This is a genomic window from Mycobacterium venezuelense, assembly GCF_054919535.1.
Genome location: NZ_JBONDW010000005.1, coordinates 1 through 17,805, shown reverse-complemented (window position 1 = coordinate 17,805; position 17,805 = coordinate 1). Strand labels below are relative to the sequence as shown.

15 protein-coding genes and 1 pseudogene are annotated in these 17,805 nt (G+C 68.1%); 5 read left to right on the top strand and 11 right to left on the bottom strand.

What is annotated here, in order from left to right; translation table 11 throughout:
- Together ACRCUN_RS09405 and ACRCUN_RS09400 are read left to right on the top strand one after the other, a co-directional pair.
- On the top strand, positions 1-714 hold the full coding sequence (locus tag ACRCUN_RS09405) for an LppX_LprAFG lipoprotein (RefSeq protein WP_462141373.1): 714 nt from the start codon (positions 1-3) through the stop codon (positions 712-714).
- Positions 714-2,393, top strand: coding sequence for an MFS transporter (locus tag ACRCUN_RS09400; protein ID WP_462141372.1), 1,680 nt, complete (start codon positions 714-716; stop codon positions 2,391-2,393). The genes ACRCUN_RS09405 and ACRCUN_RS09400 overlap by 1 nt, the downstream gene beginning before the upstream one ends.
- Before the next feature lie 5 nt (positions 2,394-2,398).
- Here ACRCUN_RS09400 and ACRCUN_RS09395 read toward each other — a convergent pair whose 3' ends face one another.
- The 10 genes from ACRCUN_RS09395 to ACRCUN_RS09350 all read right to left on the bottom strand — a co-directional run bounded on the left by ACRCUN_RS09395 (position 2,399) and on the right by ACRCUN_RS09350 (position 12,892).
- Positions 2,399-2,557 carry a hypothetical protein gene (locus ACRCUN_RS09395; protein WP_462141371.1) on the bottom strand — a complete coding sequence of 53 codons (159 nt, stop codon included), beginning with the start codon at positions 2,555-2,557 and terminating at the stop codon, positions 2,399-2,401.
- A gap of 114 nt (positions 2,558-2,671) precedes the next feature.
- Positions 2,672-3,655 (bottom strand): bifunctional diaminohydroxyphosphoribosylaminopyrimidine deaminase/5-amino-6-(5-phosphoribosylamino)uracil reductase RibD, encoded by a 984-nt coding sequence (ribD, locus tag ACRCUN_RS09390; protein WP_462141683.1) that lies wholly within the window; start codon positions 3,653-3,655, stop codon positions 2,672-2,674.
- A gap of 20 nt (positions 3,656-3,675) precedes the next feature.
- The gene (gene rpe, locus ACRCUN_RS09385; RefSeq protein ID WP_462141370.1) at positions 3,676-4,353 is read right to left on the bottom strand and encodes a ribulose-phosphate 3-epimerase; all 678 of its coding nucleotides are present in this window, start codon (positions 4,351-4,353) and stop codon (positions 3,676-3,678) included.
- A 4-nt stretch (positions 4,354-4,357) separates the two neighbouring features.
- Complete coding sequence (locus ACRCUN_RS09380) at positions 4,358-5,746, bottom strand: RsmB/NOP family class I SAM-dependent RNA methyltransferase (protein WP_462141369.1); 1,389 nt, start codon at positions 5,744-5,746, stop codon at positions 4,358-4,360.
- Positions 5,743-6,672 carry a methionyl-tRNA formyltransferase gene (gene fmt / locus ACRCUN_RS09375; RefSeq protein WP_462141368.1) on the bottom strand — a complete coding sequence of 310 codons (930 nt, stop codon included), beginning with the start codon at positions 6,670-6,672 and terminating at the stop codon, positions 5,743-5,745. Before fmt ends, ACRCUN_RS09380 begins: the two co-directional genes overlap by 4 nt.
- Before the next feature lie 60 nt (positions 6,673-6,732).
- Positions 6,733-7,614 (bottom strand): sugar phosphate isomerase/epimerase family protein, encoded by an 882-nt coding sequence (locus tag ACRCUN_RS09370; RefSeq protein ID WP_462141682.1) that lies wholly within the window; start codon positions 7,612-7,614, stop codon positions 6,733-6,735.
- A gap of 130 nt (positions 7,615-7,744) precedes the next feature.
- Complete coding sequence (locus ACRCUN_RS09365) at positions 7,745-8,284, bottom strand: LemA family protein (RefSeq protein WP_462141367.1); 540 nt, start codon at positions 8,282-8,284, stop codon at positions 7,745-7,747.
- Positions 8,278-10,095 (bottom strand): DUF2207 domain-containing protein, encoded by a 1,818-nt coding sequence (locus tag ACRCUN_RS09360; protein ID WP_462141366.1) that lies wholly within the window; start codon positions 10,093-10,095, stop codon positions 8,278-8,280. The genes ACRCUN_RS09365 and ACRCUN_RS09360 overlap by 7 nt, the downstream gene beginning before the upstream one ends.
- Before the next feature lie 47 nt (positions 10,096-10,142).
- Positions 10,143-12,089, bottom strand: a complete 1,947-nt coding sequence (locus ACRCUN_RS09355; protein WP_462141681.1) for a primosomal protein N' — start codon at positions 12,087-12,089, stop codon at positions 10,143-10,145.
- 50 nt (positions 12,090-12,139) lie between these two features.
- Positions 12,140-12,892 carry a lysoplasmalogenase gene (locus ACRCUN_RS09350; protein ID WP_462141365.1) on the bottom strand — a complete coding sequence of 251 codons (753 nt, stop codon included), beginning with the start codon at positions 12,890-12,892 and terminating at the stop codon, positions 12,140-12,142.
- On the opposite strand from ACRCUN_RS09350, the gene ACRCUN_RS09345 reads away from it, so the two are divergent.
- The gene (locus tag ACRCUN_RS09345; RefSeq protein WP_462141364.1) at positions 12,861-13,802 is read left to right on the top strand and encodes an alpha/beta hydrolase; all 942 of its coding nucleotides are present in this window, start codon (positions 12,861-12,863) and stop codon (positions 13,800-13,802) included. The genes ACRCUN_RS09350 and ACRCUN_RS09345 overlap by 32 nt on opposite strands.
- Positions 13,803-13,807: 5 nt before the next feature.
- On the opposite strand, the pseudogene ACRCUN_RS09340 reads toward ACRCUN_RS09345, so the two are convergent.
- Positions 13,808-14,845 (bottom strand): annotated as a pseudogene (locus ACRCUN_RS09340) (AraC family transcriptional regulator); the annotation flags it as partial.
- 70 nt (positions 14,846-14,915) lie between these two features.
- Between ACRCUN_RS09340 and ACRCUN_RS09335 the strand changes: the two are divergent.
- Together ACRCUN_RS09335 and ACRCUN_RS09330 are read left to right on the top strand one after the other, a co-directional pair.
- Positions 14,916-16,295 carry a cytochrome P450 gene (locus ACRCUN_RS09335; protein ID WP_462141363.1) on the top strand — a complete coding sequence of 460 codons (1,380 nt, stop codon included), beginning with the start codon at positions 14,916-14,918 and terminating at the stop codon, positions 16,293-16,295.
- Positions 16,288-17,772, top strand: coding sequence for a flavin-containing monooxygenase (locus tag ACRCUN_RS09330; protein WP_462141362.1), 1,485 nt, complete (start codon positions 16,288-16,290; stop codon positions 17,770-17,772). The genes ACRCUN_RS09335 and ACRCUN_RS09330 overlap by 8 nt, the downstream gene beginning before the upstream one ends.
- The last annotated feature ends 33 nt before the right edge of the window (positions 17,773-17,805 follow it).

The window sequence follows — 17,805 nt, the reverse complement described above, 5'->3', positions numbered from 1 at the left end:
ATGCAGACGCGCCCACGCTTCGCAGTCCGATCGTTGCTCGCTTTTCTTTTCGCCGCCGTTGCGCTTATCGCGGGGTGCTCGTCGTCGGAGAAGACGTCCGACGCCCCACTTCCCGACGCCACGACGTTGCTGCAGGAGTCCTCGGCGGCGACCAAGAGCCAGCAGAGCGTGCACCTGCTGCTGACCGTGCAGGGCACGATCGACGGACTACCTGTCGAGAAGCTCGACGGTGACCTCACCAACGCTCCGGCCGTCGCCGCCCAGGGCACCGCTGACCTCATCGCGTTCGGTCAGAAGATCGCCGACGCGCAGTTCGTCGTCGCCGACGGCAACCTGTATGCCGCGCTGACGCCCGGTGACCCGCTGTCGAACTACGGTGCGGCCGCCAACATCTACGACGTCTCGGCGATCCTCAACCCCGAAACCGGCCTGGCCAACGTGCTCGCGAACTTCAGCGACGCCAAGGCCGAGGGCCGCGAGTCGATCAACGGTACGGAAGGCGTGCGGGTGACAGGCAACGTCAGCGCCGACGCCGTCAACAAGATCGCACCGCAGCTCAAGGCGACCGGTCCGGTGCCGGGCACCGCGTGGATCACCGAAGACGACAAGCACACGTTGCTGCAGGCCAAGCTGGAGCCCACGCCAGGAAACAGCGTCACGATGACCCTGTCGGACTGGGGTAAGCAGGTCACTGTCACCAAGCCCGCTCCCTGATGCGGACCGCTGACGCGGTGACGTCCCGCGGAAACCGCACGATCGCGATCAGCGCGGGCAGCCTTGCGGTGCTGCTCGGCGCACTCGACACCTATGTCGTGATCACGATCATGGTCGACATCATGAAAGACGTCGGCATCGCGATCAACAAGATTCAGCAGGTCACGCCCATCATCACGGGCTATCTACTGGGCTACATCGCCGCCATGCCGCTGCTGGGCCGCGCGTCCGACCGGTTCGGCCGCAAGATGCTGATCCAGGTGGGCCTGGCCGGCTTCGCGATCGGATCGGTGATCACCGCCCTGTCGGGCGATCTGACCACCCTGGTCATCGGCCGCGTCGTGCAGGGCACCGCCAGCGGTGCCCTGCTGCCGGTCACGCTTGCCTTGGCCGCCGATCTGTGGTCGGCCCGTAACCGCGCCGGGGTGCTGGGCGGGGTTGGCGCCGCGCAGGAGTTGGGCGCGGTCCTCGGCCCGGTCTACGGCATCACGCTTGTCTGGCTGTTCAACCACTGGCAGGCGGTGTTCTGGGTCAACGTGCCCCTGGCCGTCATCGCGATGGTGATGATCCACTTCAGCCTGCCGCCACGAGACAAAGACCAACCACCGGAGAAGGTCGACGTCGTCGGCGGTGTGCTGCTGGCGATCGCACTCGGCCTGGCCGTGGTGGGCCTGTACAACCCGGAGCCCGATGGCAAGCAGGTGCTGCCCAGCTGGGGTCTGCCGGTTCTGGTCGGCGCGTTGATCGCGACAATCGCGTTCTTCGTATGGGAGAAGGTCGCCAAGACTCGGCTGATCGAGCCGGCTGGTGTGCACTTCCGGCCGTTCCTGGCCGCCCTCGGCGCCTCGTTGTGCGCCGGTGCGGCGTTGATGGTCACTTTGGTCAACGTCGAACTCTTCGGCCAGGGCGTGCTCGGTCAGGATCAGAACGAAGCGGCATTCCTCTTGCTGAGGTTTCTGATCGCTTTGCCCATCGGCGCACTGCTCGGTGGCTGGCTGGCCACCAGGATCGGTGACCGGGTCGTCGCCTTCATCGGCTTGGTGATCGCCGCAGGCGGCTTCTGGCTGGTGTCGCACTGGTCGATCGACGTGCTGTCGGCGCGCCACGACCTGGGCCTGATCACGCTGCCGGTGCTCGACACCGACCTCGCGATCGTCGGGTTGGGGCTCGGCCTGGTGATCGGCCCGCTAACGTCGGCGACTTTGCGGGTCGTTCCTCCCGCACAGCACGGCATCGCCTCGGCACTCGTGGTGGTCGCCCGCATGATTGGCATGCTGATCGGCATCGCCGCCCTGTCCGCGTGGGGTCTGTACCGGTTCAACCAACACCTGGCGACCCTCGCCGCAACCAACAACGCCGGTCCGATGTCGCTGGCCGAGCGGCTCTCCGCACAGGCCGTGCGGTATCGCGAGGCGTACGTGATGATGTACGGCGATATCTTCTTGATCGCCGCCGTCGTGTGCATCGTCGGCGCGGTGCTCGGGCTGTTGATCAGCGCCCGGCACGAGCATGCCGACGACGTCGAACCGCAGTCCGAGCCGCCGCGCGACGACACGGATCCCGACGACGCCCCTACGGAGTTGCTCGACCTGCCGACCCAGGCACTCCCGGCGCAACCCGCCGATCAGACGGTTCGCCTACCGGGCCAGCAGCCGCCGGGTCGGCACCGCGCACCGTAACGGGCTCAGCAGCGTTCGACACCCGGGCGCAGGAGCCGCGGCAGATCCTCACCGGTCTGCGGGCGCCTGCCCGGGCGGACGACACGTAGCGGGGCGCACACCAGAGTGCGGACCGCGCGGGGCGTTAGCGGGGAAATACTGAGCCAGTCCTGCAGTGCAGTCACGCTCGTGTCCTTTGCTCGTGTTCACCTAGCGCATGTCGGCAGTGAACGCGCTTTGGTACGAGTGTACCGAGACGCCGGCCGCAAAACCGGTGTCAACCGGGCCGTCGGCGCCTGTCAGTTGGGTACGAGACTCAGCAGGACGTCCGGGCCGATCGCCTCGATACCGTCGAAACGCCAGCGCTGAGCGTGCACGATGCTGAGCACGCCGACGTCGTCGACCGCGGTGATCGGTCCGCCGAGCAGAATCGGCGCGACGTAGGCCAGGATCCGGTTCACCACACCGGCCCGCAGGAACGCTCCCGCCAACGTCGGCCCACCCTCGACCAATACGTCGGTGCGGTCGCCCAGCGACCGGATCACCTCGTGCGGATCGTGGGTGCGGATCACCATGGTGCGCGAATCGTCGTTGAGGACTTTGGAATCCGACGAGACTTCGCGCTCGCCCACGACCACGCGCAGCGGCTGCCGGTCAGCCAAGCTGCCATCGGGCAGCCTTGCCGTGAGCGCAGGATCGTCGAAGAAGACCGTGCCGGTACCCACCACGATGGCCTCGGCCACCGCACGCCTGCGGTGTACATCGGCCCGGGCGGCCTCGCTGGTGATCCACTGACTCGATCCGTCGGCCGCGGCGCTGCGCCCATCCACGCTCGTGGCGAATTTCCACGTCACGTGTGGAAGCCCCGTACGTTGCTTGTGCAGCCACTCCCGTAGTGGGCCCCGCTCCACCTCATCGGCGAGCACCCCGGCGGTGGTCTCGATGCCCGCATCGGCCATCCGCGCGGAGCCGCCCGCCGCAACCGGATTCGGATCGCTGACCGCGTAGACGACGCGCGAAATCCCTGCGGCCACAAGGGCATCCACGCAGGGCGGGGTGCGGCCGTGGTGGTTGCACGGTTCCAGCGTGACAACTGCGGTGCCGCCCTCGGCGCGGAACCCGGCATCCCGCAGCGCCATCACCTCGGCGTGCGGCCCGCCCGGCGGCTGAGTTGCGCCGACCCCGGCCACGTGCCCGTCGCGGTCCACAATCACTGCTCCCACCGGCGGATTGGGATACGTCGAACCCTTGACCCGCTCAGCCTGCTCGATGGCCAGCCGCATGACGGCTTCGGGTTCAGCGGTCACAGTGTCAGGTGTTTGGAGGCGCTCGCGGCTTGCTGCCGCAGCGATTTCACCGCCGCGGCCGGGTCCGCTGCGCTGTAGACGGCCGACCCGGCGACGAAGCAGTCGACTCCTGCTTCGGCCGCCTGAGCGATCGTATCGGCGTTCACGCCGCCGTCGATCTCCACGACAACCGTGAGCTCACCGGAGTCCACGAGCCGGCGTGCCGTGCCCACCTTCGCCAACACCTCGGGGATGAACTTCTGCCCACCGAATCCGGGCTCCACCGACATCACCAGCAACGTATCGAACTCCCGGAGGATCTCCAGATACGGTTCGAGCGGCGTGCCCGGCTTCACCGAGAGACCGGCCTTGGCGCCTGCCGCGCGGATGTCACGGGCGACCGCGACGGGATTGTCGGTGGCCTCCGCATGGAACGTGACGTTGTACGCGCCGGCTTCGGCGTACGGCGGTGCCCAACGTTCCGGGTCCTCGATCATCAGATGGCAGTCCATCGGAATGTCGGTGACTTTGAGCAACGACTCCACCACGGGAAGGCCGAGCGTCAGGTTGGGCACGAAGTGGTTGTCCATCACGTCGACGTGCAGCCAGTCGGCGCCTGCCACCGCGGCCACCTCGTCGGCGAGCCGCGCGAAATCCGCGGACAGGATGGAGGGCGCGATCAGCGGTTCAGCCATGTGGTCAATCTACTTTCAGTGCTGCCGCGAACATCGCATCGGTCCCCTGCCGGTGCGGCCACAACTGGACGTGCGGGCCCGCGCCGAGGTCGTCGACCGGGTCGAACAGCGGCCGCGTGTCCAACGCGGTCACCGGGTGGCGCCGCAGCGCATCGGCCACGACTCCGACGGTTTCGGCGAGGTGCGGCGAACATGTCGCATACAGCACGACGCCACCGGGCCTCGTCAGCTTGATCGCAGCGGACAGCAGTTCGCGCTGCAGTTTCGCGAGTCCCGGGACATCGCCGGGCTTGCGCCGCCAGCGAGCTTCGGGCCTGCGTCGCAGCGCTCCGAGCCCCGTGCACGGCGCGTCGACGAGCACCCGGTCGAAACCCGGTTGCAGGCCGGATTCGCGCCCGTCGACACGGTGCACGTCCACGTCGAGGCCGCGGGTGTTCTGCTCGACCAGATCGGCTCGCCGCTCGCCCGGCTCCACGGCGGTGACCCGCGCACCCGACGCCTTGCCGATCGCGGCCAACAGCGCCGTCTTGCCACCGGGCCCGGCGCACAGGTCGAGCCAGCGGCCGTTGTCGGGCCCGTCGAGCTCGGCCAGTGTCAGCGCACGTGCGACGAGCTGGCTGCCCTCGTCCTGCACCTGCGCGGCACCCTCGCGGACCGCGGTCAGCTGTCCGGGATCACCACCGGACAGGTACACCGCATACGGCGAGTACCGGCCGACGGTCCCGCCGGTCTGCGTGGCCAGTTCCTCTGCGGTCAACGCGGTGGGCCGTGCGGCAAGGTGCACGACGGGCCGTTCGTCGTCGCTGGCCAGCAACGCATCGAGCTGCCCGGCCTGCGCACCGAGTGCATCGGTGAACGCCTGGGCGATCCAACGTGGGTGCGCGTGGACGAATGCGGCGTGCCCGACCGGATCGGCAGCCGCGGACGGTGCCAGCTCCTCGGTCCACGATTGCTCGTCGCGCGACGCGATGGTGCGCAACACTCCGTTGACGAAACCCGCACGCGCCGAATCGAATTCGATGCCCGCCTGCTCGACGGTGGTGGACACCGCCGCGTGCGGTTCGACCCTGGTGCGCAGCAACTGGTAGGTGCCGAGCCGAAGAAGGTCGAGCAGCACCGGATCGATCCGTTCGGGCGGGCGCCCGGCCGCACGTTCGATGACTGCGTCGAGCAGCCCCCGGGTCCGGCATGCGCCGTAGGTCAGCTCGGTGGCGAAAGCCGCGTCGCGGCCCTCGATGCCGCGCTCGCGGAGCAGAGCGGGCAGCGCCAGGTTGGCGTAAGAATCCCGCTCGGAGACCGCACGCAGTACGTCGAATGCGGCTTGCCGGGCCGGGTCGAGCGGTTTGCGCCGCGGCGGCCGGTTGCGCTGCGGCCGGTTGGGAGGTCTGCTCATGAGGCGTGCACCGGTTCTTCGAGACGTGCACCACGTGCCCAATCCGCGGCATTCATCAGTTTCTTGCCAGGCGGCTGAATCTGGCCGAGCCGCACCGGATGCGAACCCGTCCCCACCTCGACACTGTTGCGGCCCACCCGGATCACCCCGGGCGGCAATGGGTCTGCGGCTTCCGCCACGGTGACCGGCCCCACCTTGACCCGCAGGTCACCGATCATCGTCCACGCTCCGGGATTCGGCGTGACGGCGCGGATCCGGCGGTCGACCACGTGTGCAGGCAAATCCCAACGCACTCTGGCGGCCTCGACGGTGATCTTGGGTGCGACCGTGACGCCGTCGGCGGGTTGTTGGACCGCGGTCAGCGAGCCGTCGGCGATGCCGTCCAGCGTGGTCTCCAGCAGCATGGCGCCGGAAATCGCAAGGCGGTCAAGCAGATCCCCGGCCGTATCGGTATCCCGCACGGTTTCGGTGACCACGCCGTACACCGGACCGGAGTCCAGTGCCGGCTCGATGAGAAACGTCGTAGCCCCCGTCACGGAGTCCCCGGCGGCGATCGCAGCCTGCACCGGTGCCGCCCCGCGCCAGGCAGGCAACAACGAGAAGTGCAGATTGATCCAGCCGTGCGGCGGAACGGCGAGCAGCCGTTCACTCAGCAGCGCGCCATAGGCCACCACCGCGCAGCAGTCCGGGGCGAGCTCACTCAACTCGGCAATGAACTCGTCGCCGTTGGGTCGCGCGGGCCGCAGCACGGGTATGTCGTGCTCGATGGCCAGGCGCGCAACCGGAGACGGCGCGGGTTTGCCGCGCCGACCGGCCGCCGCATCGGGACGGGTGAGCACCGCAACCACGTCGTGGTTGGGCGATTCGATCAGTCTCCGTAGTGCCGGCAGTGCCGGCTCCGGGGTACCAGCGAAGACGAGACGCACCCGGTCAGTCTATGGATCGCCGACCGGCGGGTGTCAGACGGGCGGGCGCGAGGCGAACGATCACCCGACGCGAACCTCCGACCGATCGGCGTCGGAGCACTCGTCGCGAACCCGGTCGGCGAGCTCGAGTACCCGGCACGTGCTGTGCAGCGCCGCCTTAGCCCGCTCGACCGCCGGAACACCCGGGGCGATTACCGGCGCCTCGACGCTGACCGGTGTGTGGGGCGGCATCGCGAGCAGAAGCGCGAGCAGGTCGAGACCTCCGGAACCGGGCAACAGCCTCGCCACTCGCGACTGGTACACCAAATCTGCTGTGCTGCTTGGCAGCTCGTTCGGCGCGTCGCACAGCTGCAGATAGCGGAACCACGATCCGGGAAGCCCGGCGAGCTCGGCGAGTGCGTTGTGGCCCCGGTAGTAGTGAATGGGGTCGATGAGCAGTCCGATATTGCGATGCCCGGCGCGCTCGATGAGCGAGGCGGCTTCGGTGACGTTGCGAATGTCGTTGTACGGCATCGGTTCGATGTTCGGCGTGAGCCCGTAGCCGTCGGCCAGCTCGGCCAGTTCGGCGAGATTGTCGGCGGCACGGCCGATATCGGGGTCGTTGCCCGCGACCAGGATTTCACCGGCTCCCAGGTACGCGCCGGTCTCCAGGAACGCTTCGAAATCTTCGCGGACGCGAGTGCCCGGTTCGAGCCGCAGCACTTCGATGTCGCGCAGTTCGATACCGGAGTCGTCCAGCCGCGCGCGGGTCTGGCGGATCAGTGGAGTCACACCGATCGTGGGGCGCTGCGGCTCTTCGGCCGTCGCCCGGATCAGACGCAGGCCCACGGCGTGGTACCCGGCCGCGGCGGCGCAGCTGACCATATCGGGAGGGGCGAGTTCGAGCACCGTCAACGGTGCAAGACCCAGCCTTGCGCGCGCCGCTACCGACTCCACGGACATTGTCACCACCAGACTCTTCTGCCCCCTGCAGGCACTCGATTCCGTACCGAAGGGCCCATTGTGGGTGAGCGGGCGCCAAGTTTGGGGCCTACGTCCGCCCGACACGGGGCAGGTGTGGCGAATCAGTCACTCATCGGCGCGGCGTCTGGTAGAACTCGCGCTTCTCGACCCCGGCCAGCGGTGCGACATACGTCCAGGGGATCGTTGCGATCAGGCGGTTCAACTGGCTGACGGAGTCGTTGTAGTACTGACGCGCGAACGCCAGCTTGTTCTCGGTGTCGGCGAGGTTGTCCTGGAGATTGAGAAAGTTGTTCGACGAGTTGAGCCGTGGGTAGGCCGATCTCAATGCCAGCACTCCGGCGATGGCATGGTCGAGTTCGGTTTCGGCCGCGCTTCGCCGCGCCACCGATGTGCTGCCGGTCGCCCTCGTCAGCGCGGCCGTGGCGGCGCTGACCTGGTCCAGCACGGCCTTCTCGTGGGCCGCAAAGGTTTGCACGGTATGTACGAGACCTGGGATCAGCGCAGCTCGCCTGCTCAGTTCCACGTCGATGCCGGCCAATGCCTCGGCGACATGGACATCGACGGCGCGAAGCTTGTTGTGTCCCACCACCAAACCGATGAGCACCGACACCGCCAGTACCAGGATCACGATCAACGCCAGAGTCACCACGATCCGCCGCCTCCTCCCCCGCCACCACCGCCGCCGCCACCGCCACCACCGCTCGACCCGCCGCCACCCGAAGAGGATGACGACGACTGCGATGCGGTGTAGGCGCCGATCGACGACGACAACGCCGATTCGAAACTGTCGAAATCCATGCCGCCGCCTCCGCCGGTGGCATCCCAGCTGGACTGCGATGTCGAGCTGTACCAATCCGGTTGAGGCGCGGGAGTGCCGATGCTGTCGTGGTACTTCTTGGCCCACAGTGCAGCCGATCCGGCCGCCACCGCGAAGGGAACGTAGGCGAGGTAGAGATCTTTTCGGGCGGCGAAATCGAAGCGGGTCTCGGCGGAGTCGGTCGACAGCAGCCGATGAAAGCCGCCTACCCGCGACCACAGGTCCCGCCCGGCGGCGGTTCGCCGCGTTCCCACACCCTCCTGCCACGAGCGCACCGACAGCACGAAGAAGACCGCGAACGGCAGCCCCCACATGGTGACCGGAATGCCGAACCACAGCCAGAATCCGCCGAGCGCGGCGAAGAACGCGAACGCGTTCGCAGTGCGCACCCAGAGCTCCTTGCGGCGGTTGACGAGCAGACCGCCGTCGAACGCCCACTTCTTCACCGCGGTAGTCATGTCCGTCTTGGCCTTGCTGAGTTTCTGACCGGACTTCACGGTGCGCTTGGCCGCGAACTCGGCACCGGGCTGCATCACCTTGAGCGCGGACCCCACTGCGACGCTGACGGGGTCGACGTCAGCCCACGCCCCTGGCTCGGCAAGGCCGCGAACGTTCCATTGTTTGTCGCTGACCTGCTGCAACTCGACGAGTCGCCGTTCGGCGAGATAGAGCAGTGTGGCGGTGAGTCCGTTCTTCGGGACACTCTCGGTGCGGATGTACTCCGTCTGCACCGGTCCAAGCCCTTCCGGCGGTGCATACTGCAGCGGGAATCCGGGTGTCGGCTCGCTCGTGGTTCGAGACCAGAAATAGGCGAGCAGCCCGAGCGCGACCGACAACCCGGCCACCCACAGCACCGCGGTCAACGATCCTCCCAGGATCGGGTCCCAGGTGTGCGGCCAGGGCAAGCTCACCTGTGGCGGCGTGGGTACATCGACGCCGGCCCGCAGCGTGACGGGCGTATGAGGGCTTAGATCGAGCGCTTGCATCCGCACGGTGTTGCCACTGACGGCCAGGTCCCGGCATGCGCGGCCGACCCCGGTACCCACGCTGCACTCCGCACCTGTGATGTCGGCGGGCAAGGTAACCGAGATGTCTGCCCGCTCGATGGTGTTGTTCCAGGCCGGTGCGATGACATTCCAGTAGAACACCGACCGTGAGTTGGGATCGCCGGTGGATTCGGCGAACTGTTTGTCGGCGCCGACGCTCCCGGGATCCAGGACACCGGGAATCGTGTAGCGGATCTCGAAGACGTGGCTGCCCCAGTCGAGCGTCACGTCGGGATCCCCGATCTTTGCGACCCGGAACCGTTTGTCACCGGCCCACTGCAGCTGATAGGGCGCGGGTTGCCCGTCGAGCCGGACCGAAGTGATCTCCGGTTCCTGCCGCAGTCGGGAGTTGTTCTGATTGGCCACATCCCAGTGCCGGAAGATGCCATGGCGCCCACTGGGAAAGTCGGCGGTGATGGTCTCCACCGCGTGGAGCCGTCCGTCGGCGTCGACCTGGAACTCGGCTCGGTAGTCGGTGATCACCACCGGGTCGGAGGCATCGGCCCGCTCATCATCGCCACCGCCGAACACGAGCGGCCACAGCAACCCAAAAGCGATGAGCGTCAACGTAAAAAGCCACGCCAGCGCTCGTCGCATCGCAGCCTCCCGCTCGCCACTCACCGATACCGGGTGAGGTGTCCGCCTCACCCTATGTGCAGCGGGTCGATCTGCACTCGAGATGGCTCCTGATCGTGGCGCGCGCTGAGCACCGCGGTCGCCCGCCGCAACGCGCCCGCCAACTCGAGACCGCCGTCGCGCGGCATCCGAACCAGCATCCGACTCACCTCGGCGTCGGCGGCCATACCGGGAGGTCTGCGGGCGCCGGGCGGCAGTTCCACGGGTCCGAGTGGTTCAGCGGCCGCGGGCAGCTGTGCGGTCTCCAGCAGCGCCATGACCGCGGGCGTGGGGCCGTCGACGGCCGCCATGTGAACAGCCGGGGGCAGCCCCACCTCGCCGCGGCCGTCAAGTTCGGCGTCGGCGTGGCCGACCGGATCCCAGCGGATGAGGGCTTGCACGGTTGGAAGCGCCGACTCCGCGACCACCGCGACCACTCCGCCGTCGCCGCGGGACCGAACCAGCGCCGCGGCCGCCATCCAGCGCCGCAATGTGTCCTCGGCCGCGCGCAGATCCTGTCTGCCGAGCAGTGCCCACGCGTCGAGCAGCAGCGCTGCGCCGTAGCCGCCGTCGGCGACCGGCTCCGCGCCGGGGGTACAGACCACAAGGGCCGGTTTGTCCTCGACGGCGCTGACCACGGCGTCCCCACCCGACGTGATCACCGTCGTGCCGGGAAAGGCCCGGCCGAGTTCTTCTGCGGTGCGACGGGCCCCGACCACGACCGCCCGGACGGCATCGGACCCGCATCGCGGGCAACGCAGCGCGGGTTCTGCGCGCCCGCACCAGCGACACTGCGCCGCGGCGCTGTCCCGGTCGGGAAACGACAGCGGGCCGGTGCAATGCCGGCACCGCGCAATGGTGCGGCACCGCGCGCACGCCAGCGCGGGTACGTAACCGCGTCGGGGCACCTGGATGAGCACCGGACGGTCGCCCTGCAGCGCCGTGCGGGCCGCCTGCAGCGCCATCGACGGCAGCCGGGCCGTGTGCGCGGCCGGATCCCGCTCCTGTGCGTACCCGCTGGCCTCCAGCGCGACGACGCGCGGTGCCGCCGCGCGCACGACGGGCCGCGTCGCGACCAGGTCATGCGCCCACCGGGTCCGCACGAGCGCCTGGCCCTCCGCGGTGCGTGCGTAGCCGCCGATCATTGCCGCACAACGCAATTGGTGGGCGCGCAGCATCGCGACCTCACGCGCGTGCGGGTAGGGCGCCCGCGGTTCGGCGAGGTTGTCGTCACCGTCGTCCCACACCAGGATCAGCCCGAGTTCGGCAACCGGGGCGAACACCGCGCTGCGGGTGCCGATCACCACGCGGGCATGGCCGCGCAGCACCGCGAGCCAGCGCCGGTACCGCTGCGCCGGGCCCAGTCCGGCCGACAACGCAACCACCCGCGTTTCGGGGACATGACCGATCGCGGCCGCGTGTAACGCGTCGACGTCGCGCTGGTCCGGCATGATCGCGAGCACGCTTTGGCCGGCGTTGACGGTGACCGCCGCGGCTTCGGCGAGACGCTGCGCCCACTGCTCACCGGGCAATGCCTGCCAGACGGCGCGGGCCGCTCGCCCCTCGCTCAACGCGGTCAGGAACTGTTCGCCGCGCCCGTACCGCGCCCAGCCGCTCGGATCGACGTCGATCGCCGGGATCGGTTGCGGTTCCGGCGGATTCTGCTTCTCCACCGTGGCGTGGCGGGGCGGGACGGCCAACCGCAGAACGTCGGGCCGGGTGCCGGCGTAGCGCGCGGCGACGGCGTCGGCCAGCCGTCGCACGTCGGCGGTCAGAACGGGTTCGGCCGAGACCACCTTGTCGAGCCAACCGAGCTTGCCGGCATGGTCGGTGTCGGACCGCCGCTCCAGGATGAACGCGTCGACCAGCCTGCCGTGGAAGCGCACCCGGGCCCGCACGCCCGGTTGCGCATCGTCGGACTGTTCAGCCGACACCAGATAGTCGAATTCCCGGTCCAGGTGTGGCACCGACAGCATCGGCAGCACCCGGGCGATGGGTTCGTGCTCGGCGGCGCGCCGGGTGATGGTCACGGCGCAGATGTAGCAGACGGTGCCGACGTCCGGCCGAAGAACAATCCGGCCGTGATCAACAGCAACGACCCGGCGTACGCCCACCAGATCGGGACCGCGAGTAGCTGATCGCCCCGCACGAATTCACTGATCCCGATCATCGCGTCCGAAACCGCGAAGCACACCGCGCCGAGCGCGGTCCACGCGGTGGGCAGTCGGGCCAGCAGCGCCGTACACACCATGGCACCCAGAACAGCGATGTAGGCCGTCACCGGGATGGCCATGCCCTGTTCGATCAGCCGGGGCCAGAACCACGCCAGCAACACCAGACACGCCACCACGGTGAGCGCGACGGCGACCAACCGCGGGGTGGAGCGCTGCGCCAACGGCAGCAACGCGGCGAGAAAGCACAGGTGCGCCACCAGGAAGGCGGCCAGACCGAGCACGAACGATGGCTCCCACCACGGCATCGCGAGCAGGAAGTCACCGACGGCCGAGAAGATCAGCGCCCCGACCAGCCACCGGCGCTCGCGCGCGATCGGATGGGTGAACGCCGCGACGGCCAACAGGACGGCGGCGAGGGCTTTGACGGCCGGTTGGCCGGGGAACTGTCCGGTGAGGGCGGTGCCCGCAGGCAGCCGAAGTGCCGTGACGAGAAGGAAGACGCCGTACCCGGCCGCGACCACCGCGGCGGCGACCCACAGCAGCACCGTCGCGCGGTGTGCGTACCGTGTCCGTGTGTCTGTTACCAAGCCGGCTGTCGATGCCATTCTGCTGAAGGTACTGCAGGTGGTGCCTTTCCAACTCACCACCAAGGACGGTGTCGAGGAGGCCAGGCGACGGTTCGGTGAGCTGCCCCGCCGTGAGATCCATCCCGAGCTGCAGGTCGAGGATCGCGTGATCGACGGCCCCGCCGGGCCGATCCCCGTGCGGGTGTACCGGCCGCCGACTCCGGCCGGCGTGGCCCTGCCGGTCGTGGTGTTCATCCACGGCGGCGGCTGGTCGGTCGGCGACCTGAACAGCTACGACAGCACCGCACGGCGGCACGCCGTCGGCGCCGAAGCGGTCGTCGTGTCGGTGGACTACCGGCTGGCGCCCGAGCATCCGTATCCGGCGGCCGTCGACGACGTGTGGGCCGCGACGCAGTGGGTCGCCGCCAACGCAGGGGAACTGGGCGCAGATGCCAGCCGGATGGCGGTCGCCGGGGATTCGGCAGGCGGCAATCTCGCCGCGGTCGTCGCGCAGCTCGCGCGCGACGCGGGCGGACCGGCGCTGCGCTTCCAGCTGCTGTGGTACCCGGCCACGACGTGGGACACCACACTGCCGTCGTTCGTCGAGAACGCCGAGGCCCCGATTCTCGCGCTCGACGCCGTCAAGGGCTTCTCGCGCTGGTATGCCGGTCACGTCGACCTCACCGATCCCCCTGCCACCCTGGTACCGGCTCGGGCCGCGGACCTGTCGGGGTTGCCACCGGCCTACATCGCGGTGGCCGGGCACGATCCGCTGCGCGACGACGGTGCCCGCTACGCCGAACTGCTGACCGCGGCAGGCGTCGCGGCGGAACTGCACAACGCCGAAACCCTCGTCCACGGTTACCTCGGCTACTCCGGGGTCGTCCCCGCGGCGACCGAGGCGTTCGACCGTGGGCTCGCGGCACTGCGCGAGGCCTTATCGCTCTGACGCATCCGCTGATATTGGCTCGGCGGCATGCCGTGCCAGCGTCTGAAGGCGTGACAGAACGTGGAGGTCTCGGTGTAGCCGAGTCGCCGCGAAACCTCTTCGACGGTCAGCCCGACCTGACACAGCAGGTCGACCGCGAGTGCCGACCGGGCTTCGGTGACCAGCGCCCGAAATGACGTGCCCTCATCGGCAAGCTGGCGCCGCAGAGTGCGCGGGTGCATGTCGAGTTCCGCAGCCACCTCGGGTAGCGCCGGAAACCGTCCGGATTCCCGAAACAGCTTGGAACGCACCACCGCAGTGATGCCACGCCGCACTTCTGAGCGCTGCATCAGCAAGTCGCACTGCGCCACACACAGCTTCAGCGTGTGCGGGTCGGCTTGCGGCAGTGGCTCGTCCAGCATCGCGCGCGGAAAGTGCAGGCGATTGTGTGCCCGGCCGAACTCGCGGTTCACCTCAGGCAGCAGGTCCAACAACGGCGCGACGACGCCCTGATCGAAGGTCGCCTCGACGCGCACCTGATCGGCGTACCGAGCGAGCACCGTCAAGGCGAAATCACGCGTCGTCATCACGATCCCGGCCACATCACGCTCGAGGAAGAACCCGCGGACATCGGCGGGCAGATGGTCGACCTCGAACTCCATCAGGCAGCTGTCGGAACCCTCGAACAGGTTCACGCCGATATTGAGCATCGTGAGCGAGAAGTAGCGCATCGAGATGCCGAACAGTTCGCGAAGCGTTGCGCAGGACATGACCGCAAACCCGAACAAGCCGAGATGAGTCAGCCGGAATCTGCTGCCGACGTCGATGCCGAGCCCCGCCGCGTCGGGAATTGCCGCCAATAGTCGGCGCACCACGGCGATCTCGTCAGAGGCAGCGACCACCGCGTCGGGGTCGTCGAGCAGATGGGGCTCGATGCCCGTGCCGTCGAGCAGGTCGGCGATCGCGACACCACGTTCGCTCGCGACCTCGCACAGGACGCGGGTCGTGTAGACGGGACGCCTCAGATCGGGCGACCACGGTGAGGCGGTGTGGCCATGAACCATGTCCCAAACTCCCAACTCCGTGTCCCATAATCTCATTACGCATCGGGGGTGTCAGTCATACCGTTGATTCATGGCGGCACCGGCGCTGCGGCTGAACACCTGGACGATGACGCGCGACGCCATCACGGTCGGTTTCGACGCCACCGGCGGCTTCATGTCCCGCGTGTGCGGTCACGACATCACCCGATTCCGTTGCGGTGGAAGACGTTTCGTGTCGCTGACCCACCCCGATTACGTCGACCACGTGTTGCATCGAGCGCGCCTGAAATACGTCAAATCGAACGAGTACGAGGCCATCCGGGCCGCAGCAGGTGTCAATCTGCTGACCGACGAGGGTGACTCATGGGCCGCCCATCGGGGCACGCTGAACCCCACGTTCGCACGCCGTCACCTCAACGAGATCATCGACCTGATGATCGACCCGATCGAGCGGGCCACCGCCGACGTGGTGCCGCAGGCCGAATTCGACATGCACACGGCGATGGTGGAGGCCACGCTGCGCGTCGTGGCCAATGCGCTGTTCAGCCAGGACTTCGGCCCGCTCGTACATTCGATGAAAGACCTCACCACCCGCGGGTTGCGCCGCACCGAGCGCCTCGCCCGCCTCGGCCTGTGGGGCCTGATGCCGCGGCCGGTTTACGGCGCGCTGACTTGGTGCACGTTCTCCGGCGTCCGGCTACCGCCGCCGATCCGCGAAGGCCAGAAGATCGCGCTGGCACTCGACGACGCGGTCAGCCGGATCCTCGACGAGCGTATCGCCCACCCGACCGACTCCCCGGACCTGCTCAACGTGCTGTTCAGCGCCGACAACGGCACGTGGTCACGCCGGCGCATCCGGGACGAGGCGTTGACGTTCATGCTCGCCGGCCACGAGACCACGGCCAACGGCATGTCGTGGTTCTGGTATCTGATGGCGCTCAACCCCGCGGCACGCGACAGGATGCTCGCCGAGATCGACGACGTGCTCGGCGAGCGCCGTCCGACCGCGGCCGATCTGACGAGGCTGCCGTGGACCACGGCCTGTGTCCAGGAATCACAGCGGTACTACTCCGCGGTGTGGATGATCGCACGGGAGGCCATCGAGGACGATCTCATCGACGGCCACCACATCCGACCGGGCACAACGGTGCTGATCCCGATCCACCAGATACACCACGACCAGCGGTGGTGGCCGGATCCCGAAACATTCGACCCCACCCGGTTTTTGGGCGCTGCCGCCAAGGACCGGCCCCGATCGGCGTACCTGCCGTTCGGAGGCGGTAGGCGGATCTGCATCGGACAGAGCTTCGCGCTCATGGAGATGGTGCTGATGGCCGCGATCATGAGCCAGCGCTACACCTTCGACGTATGCCCCGACCATCCGGTAGAGCTCGAAGCGACGCTGACGTTGCGACCCAGGCACGGGCTGCCCGTCATCGCCCACCGACGGGAGGCCCGTGACCGTGTCTGATGTAAAGCCCGACCACCACATCCTCATCGTGGGTGCCGGTTTCTCCGGCATCGGCACCGCGATCAAACTCGACAAGGCAGGCATCGACGACTACCTGATCGTGGAGGCAGGCGACGGCGCGGGTGGAACCTGGTACTGGAACACGTATCCCGGTATCGCCGTGGACATTCCGTCGTTCTCCTATCAGTTCTCGTTCGAGCAGTCGCGGGAGTGGTCGCGCACGTACGCGCCGGGTCCCGAACTGCGCGCATACGCCGACCGATGCGTCGACAAGTACGGGTTGCGCCCCAAGATCCGGTTCAACACCAAGGTGTCGGACGCGCAGTTCGACGACGACGCCAGTCTGTGGCGGGTTCGGCTGGAGGACGGCGAAGTTCTGACTGCGCGGTACCTGGTCAACGCCAGCGGTGTGCTGACGATCCCGAAGTTGCCGGAGATCGACGGCGTGGACTCCTTCGCCGGGATGACGGTGCACACGGCTCGTTGGGACCACACCGTGGATCTGGCGGGCAAGCGCGTCGCGATCATCGGCACCGGAGCCTCGGCGGTCCAGGTGATCCCCGAGATCGCGCCGAAAGTCAAGCAGCTCACGGTGTTTCAGCGCACTCCAATCTGGTGTTTTCCGAAGTTCGACGTGCCCTTGCCCGCCGCCGCGCGCTGGGCGCTGCGCATCCCGGGCGGCCGGACGCTACATCGCCTGATCAGCCAGGCCTACGTCGAGTTCACCTTTCCCCTTGCCGCCCAGTACTTCACGGTCAATCCGTTCGCCAAACGCGGCGACCGGCTCGGCCGCGCGTACCTGCGCCGCGAGGTTCACGACCCGGTGGTCCGCGACAAGCTCACGCCGCGCTACGCCGTCGGGTGCAAGCGACCCGGGTTCCACAACACCTACCTGTCGACTTTCAATCGGGACAACGTCCGACTGGTCACCGAGCCCATCGGCAAGATCACCGGGTCCGGGGTCGCCACCGCCGACGGCGAGCATCACGACGTCGACGTCCTCATCCTGGCCACCGGATTCAAGGTGATGGACGTCGACGCCCTGACCTTCGACATCGTCGGATCGGGCGGGCAGTCGCTGCGTGACTTCTGGGAACTGCACCGGATGCAGGCCTACGAGGGCGTGAGCGTCCCGGGGTTCCCCAACTTCTTCACGGTGATGGGGCCCTACGGCTACGTCGGGTCGTCGTACTTCGCGCTCATCGAGGCCCAGACGCACCATCTGGTGCGGTGTATCGAGCGTGCCGGCCGTCGCCGGGCCCGCCGCGTCGAGGTGAAGCAGGAGGCCAATGACCGGTACTTCGCCGAGATGATGCGCAAGCGGCACCGCCAGATCTTCTGGCAGGACAGCTGTTCGCTCGCCAACAGCTATTACTTCGACCGAAACGGGGATGTGCCGCTACGGCCGGCCACCACCTTCGAGGCGTACTGGCGCAGCCGCAGCTTCCCGCTGGACGATTACGCGTTCACTTCCTAGGACCAGCAGACGCAAATGTCCCCGACACGCCGT

Coding starts and splice junctions, on each gene's coding strand:
- ACRCUN_RS09405 (WP_462141373.1), top strand. CDS start 1: ATGCAGACGCGCCCACGCTTCGCAGTCCGATCGTTGCTCGCTTTTCTT.
- ribD (WP_462141683.1), bottom strand. CDS start 3,655: ATGCGGCTGGCCATCGAGCAGGCTGAGCGGGTCAAGGGTTCGACGTAT.
- rpe (WP_462141370.1), bottom strand. CDS start 4,353: ATGGCTGAACCGCTGATCGCGCCCTCCATCCTGTCCGCGGATTTCGCG.
- ACRCUN_RS09360 (WP_462141366.1), bottom strand. CDS start 10,095: ATGCGACGAGCGCTGGCGTGGCTTTTTACGTTGACGCTCATCGCTTTT.
- ACRCUN_RS09350 (WP_462141365.1), bottom strand. CDS start 12,892: ATGGCATCGACAGCCGGCTTGGTAACAGACACACGGACACGGTACGCA.
- ACRCUN_RS09400 (WP_462141372.1), top strand. CDS start 714: ATGCGGACCGCTGACGCGGTGACGTCCCGCGGAAACCGCACGATCGCG.
- ACRCUN_RS09355 (WP_462141681.1), bottom strand. CDS start 12,089: ATGCTGTCGGTGCCACACCTGGACCGGGAATTCGACTATCTGGTGTCG.
- ACRCUN_RS09380 (WP_462141369.1), bottom strand. CDS start 5,746: ATGAGCAGACCTCCCAACCGGCCGCAGCGCAACCGGCCGCCGCGGCGC.
- ACRCUN_RS09370 (WP_462141682.1), bottom strand. CDS start 7,614: ATGTCCGTGGAGTCGGTAGCGGCGCGCGCAAGGCTGGGTCTTGCACCG.
- ACRCUN_RS09335 (WP_462141363.1), top strand. CDS start 14,916: ATGGCGGCACCGGCGCTGCGGCTGAACACCTGGACGATGACGCGCGAC.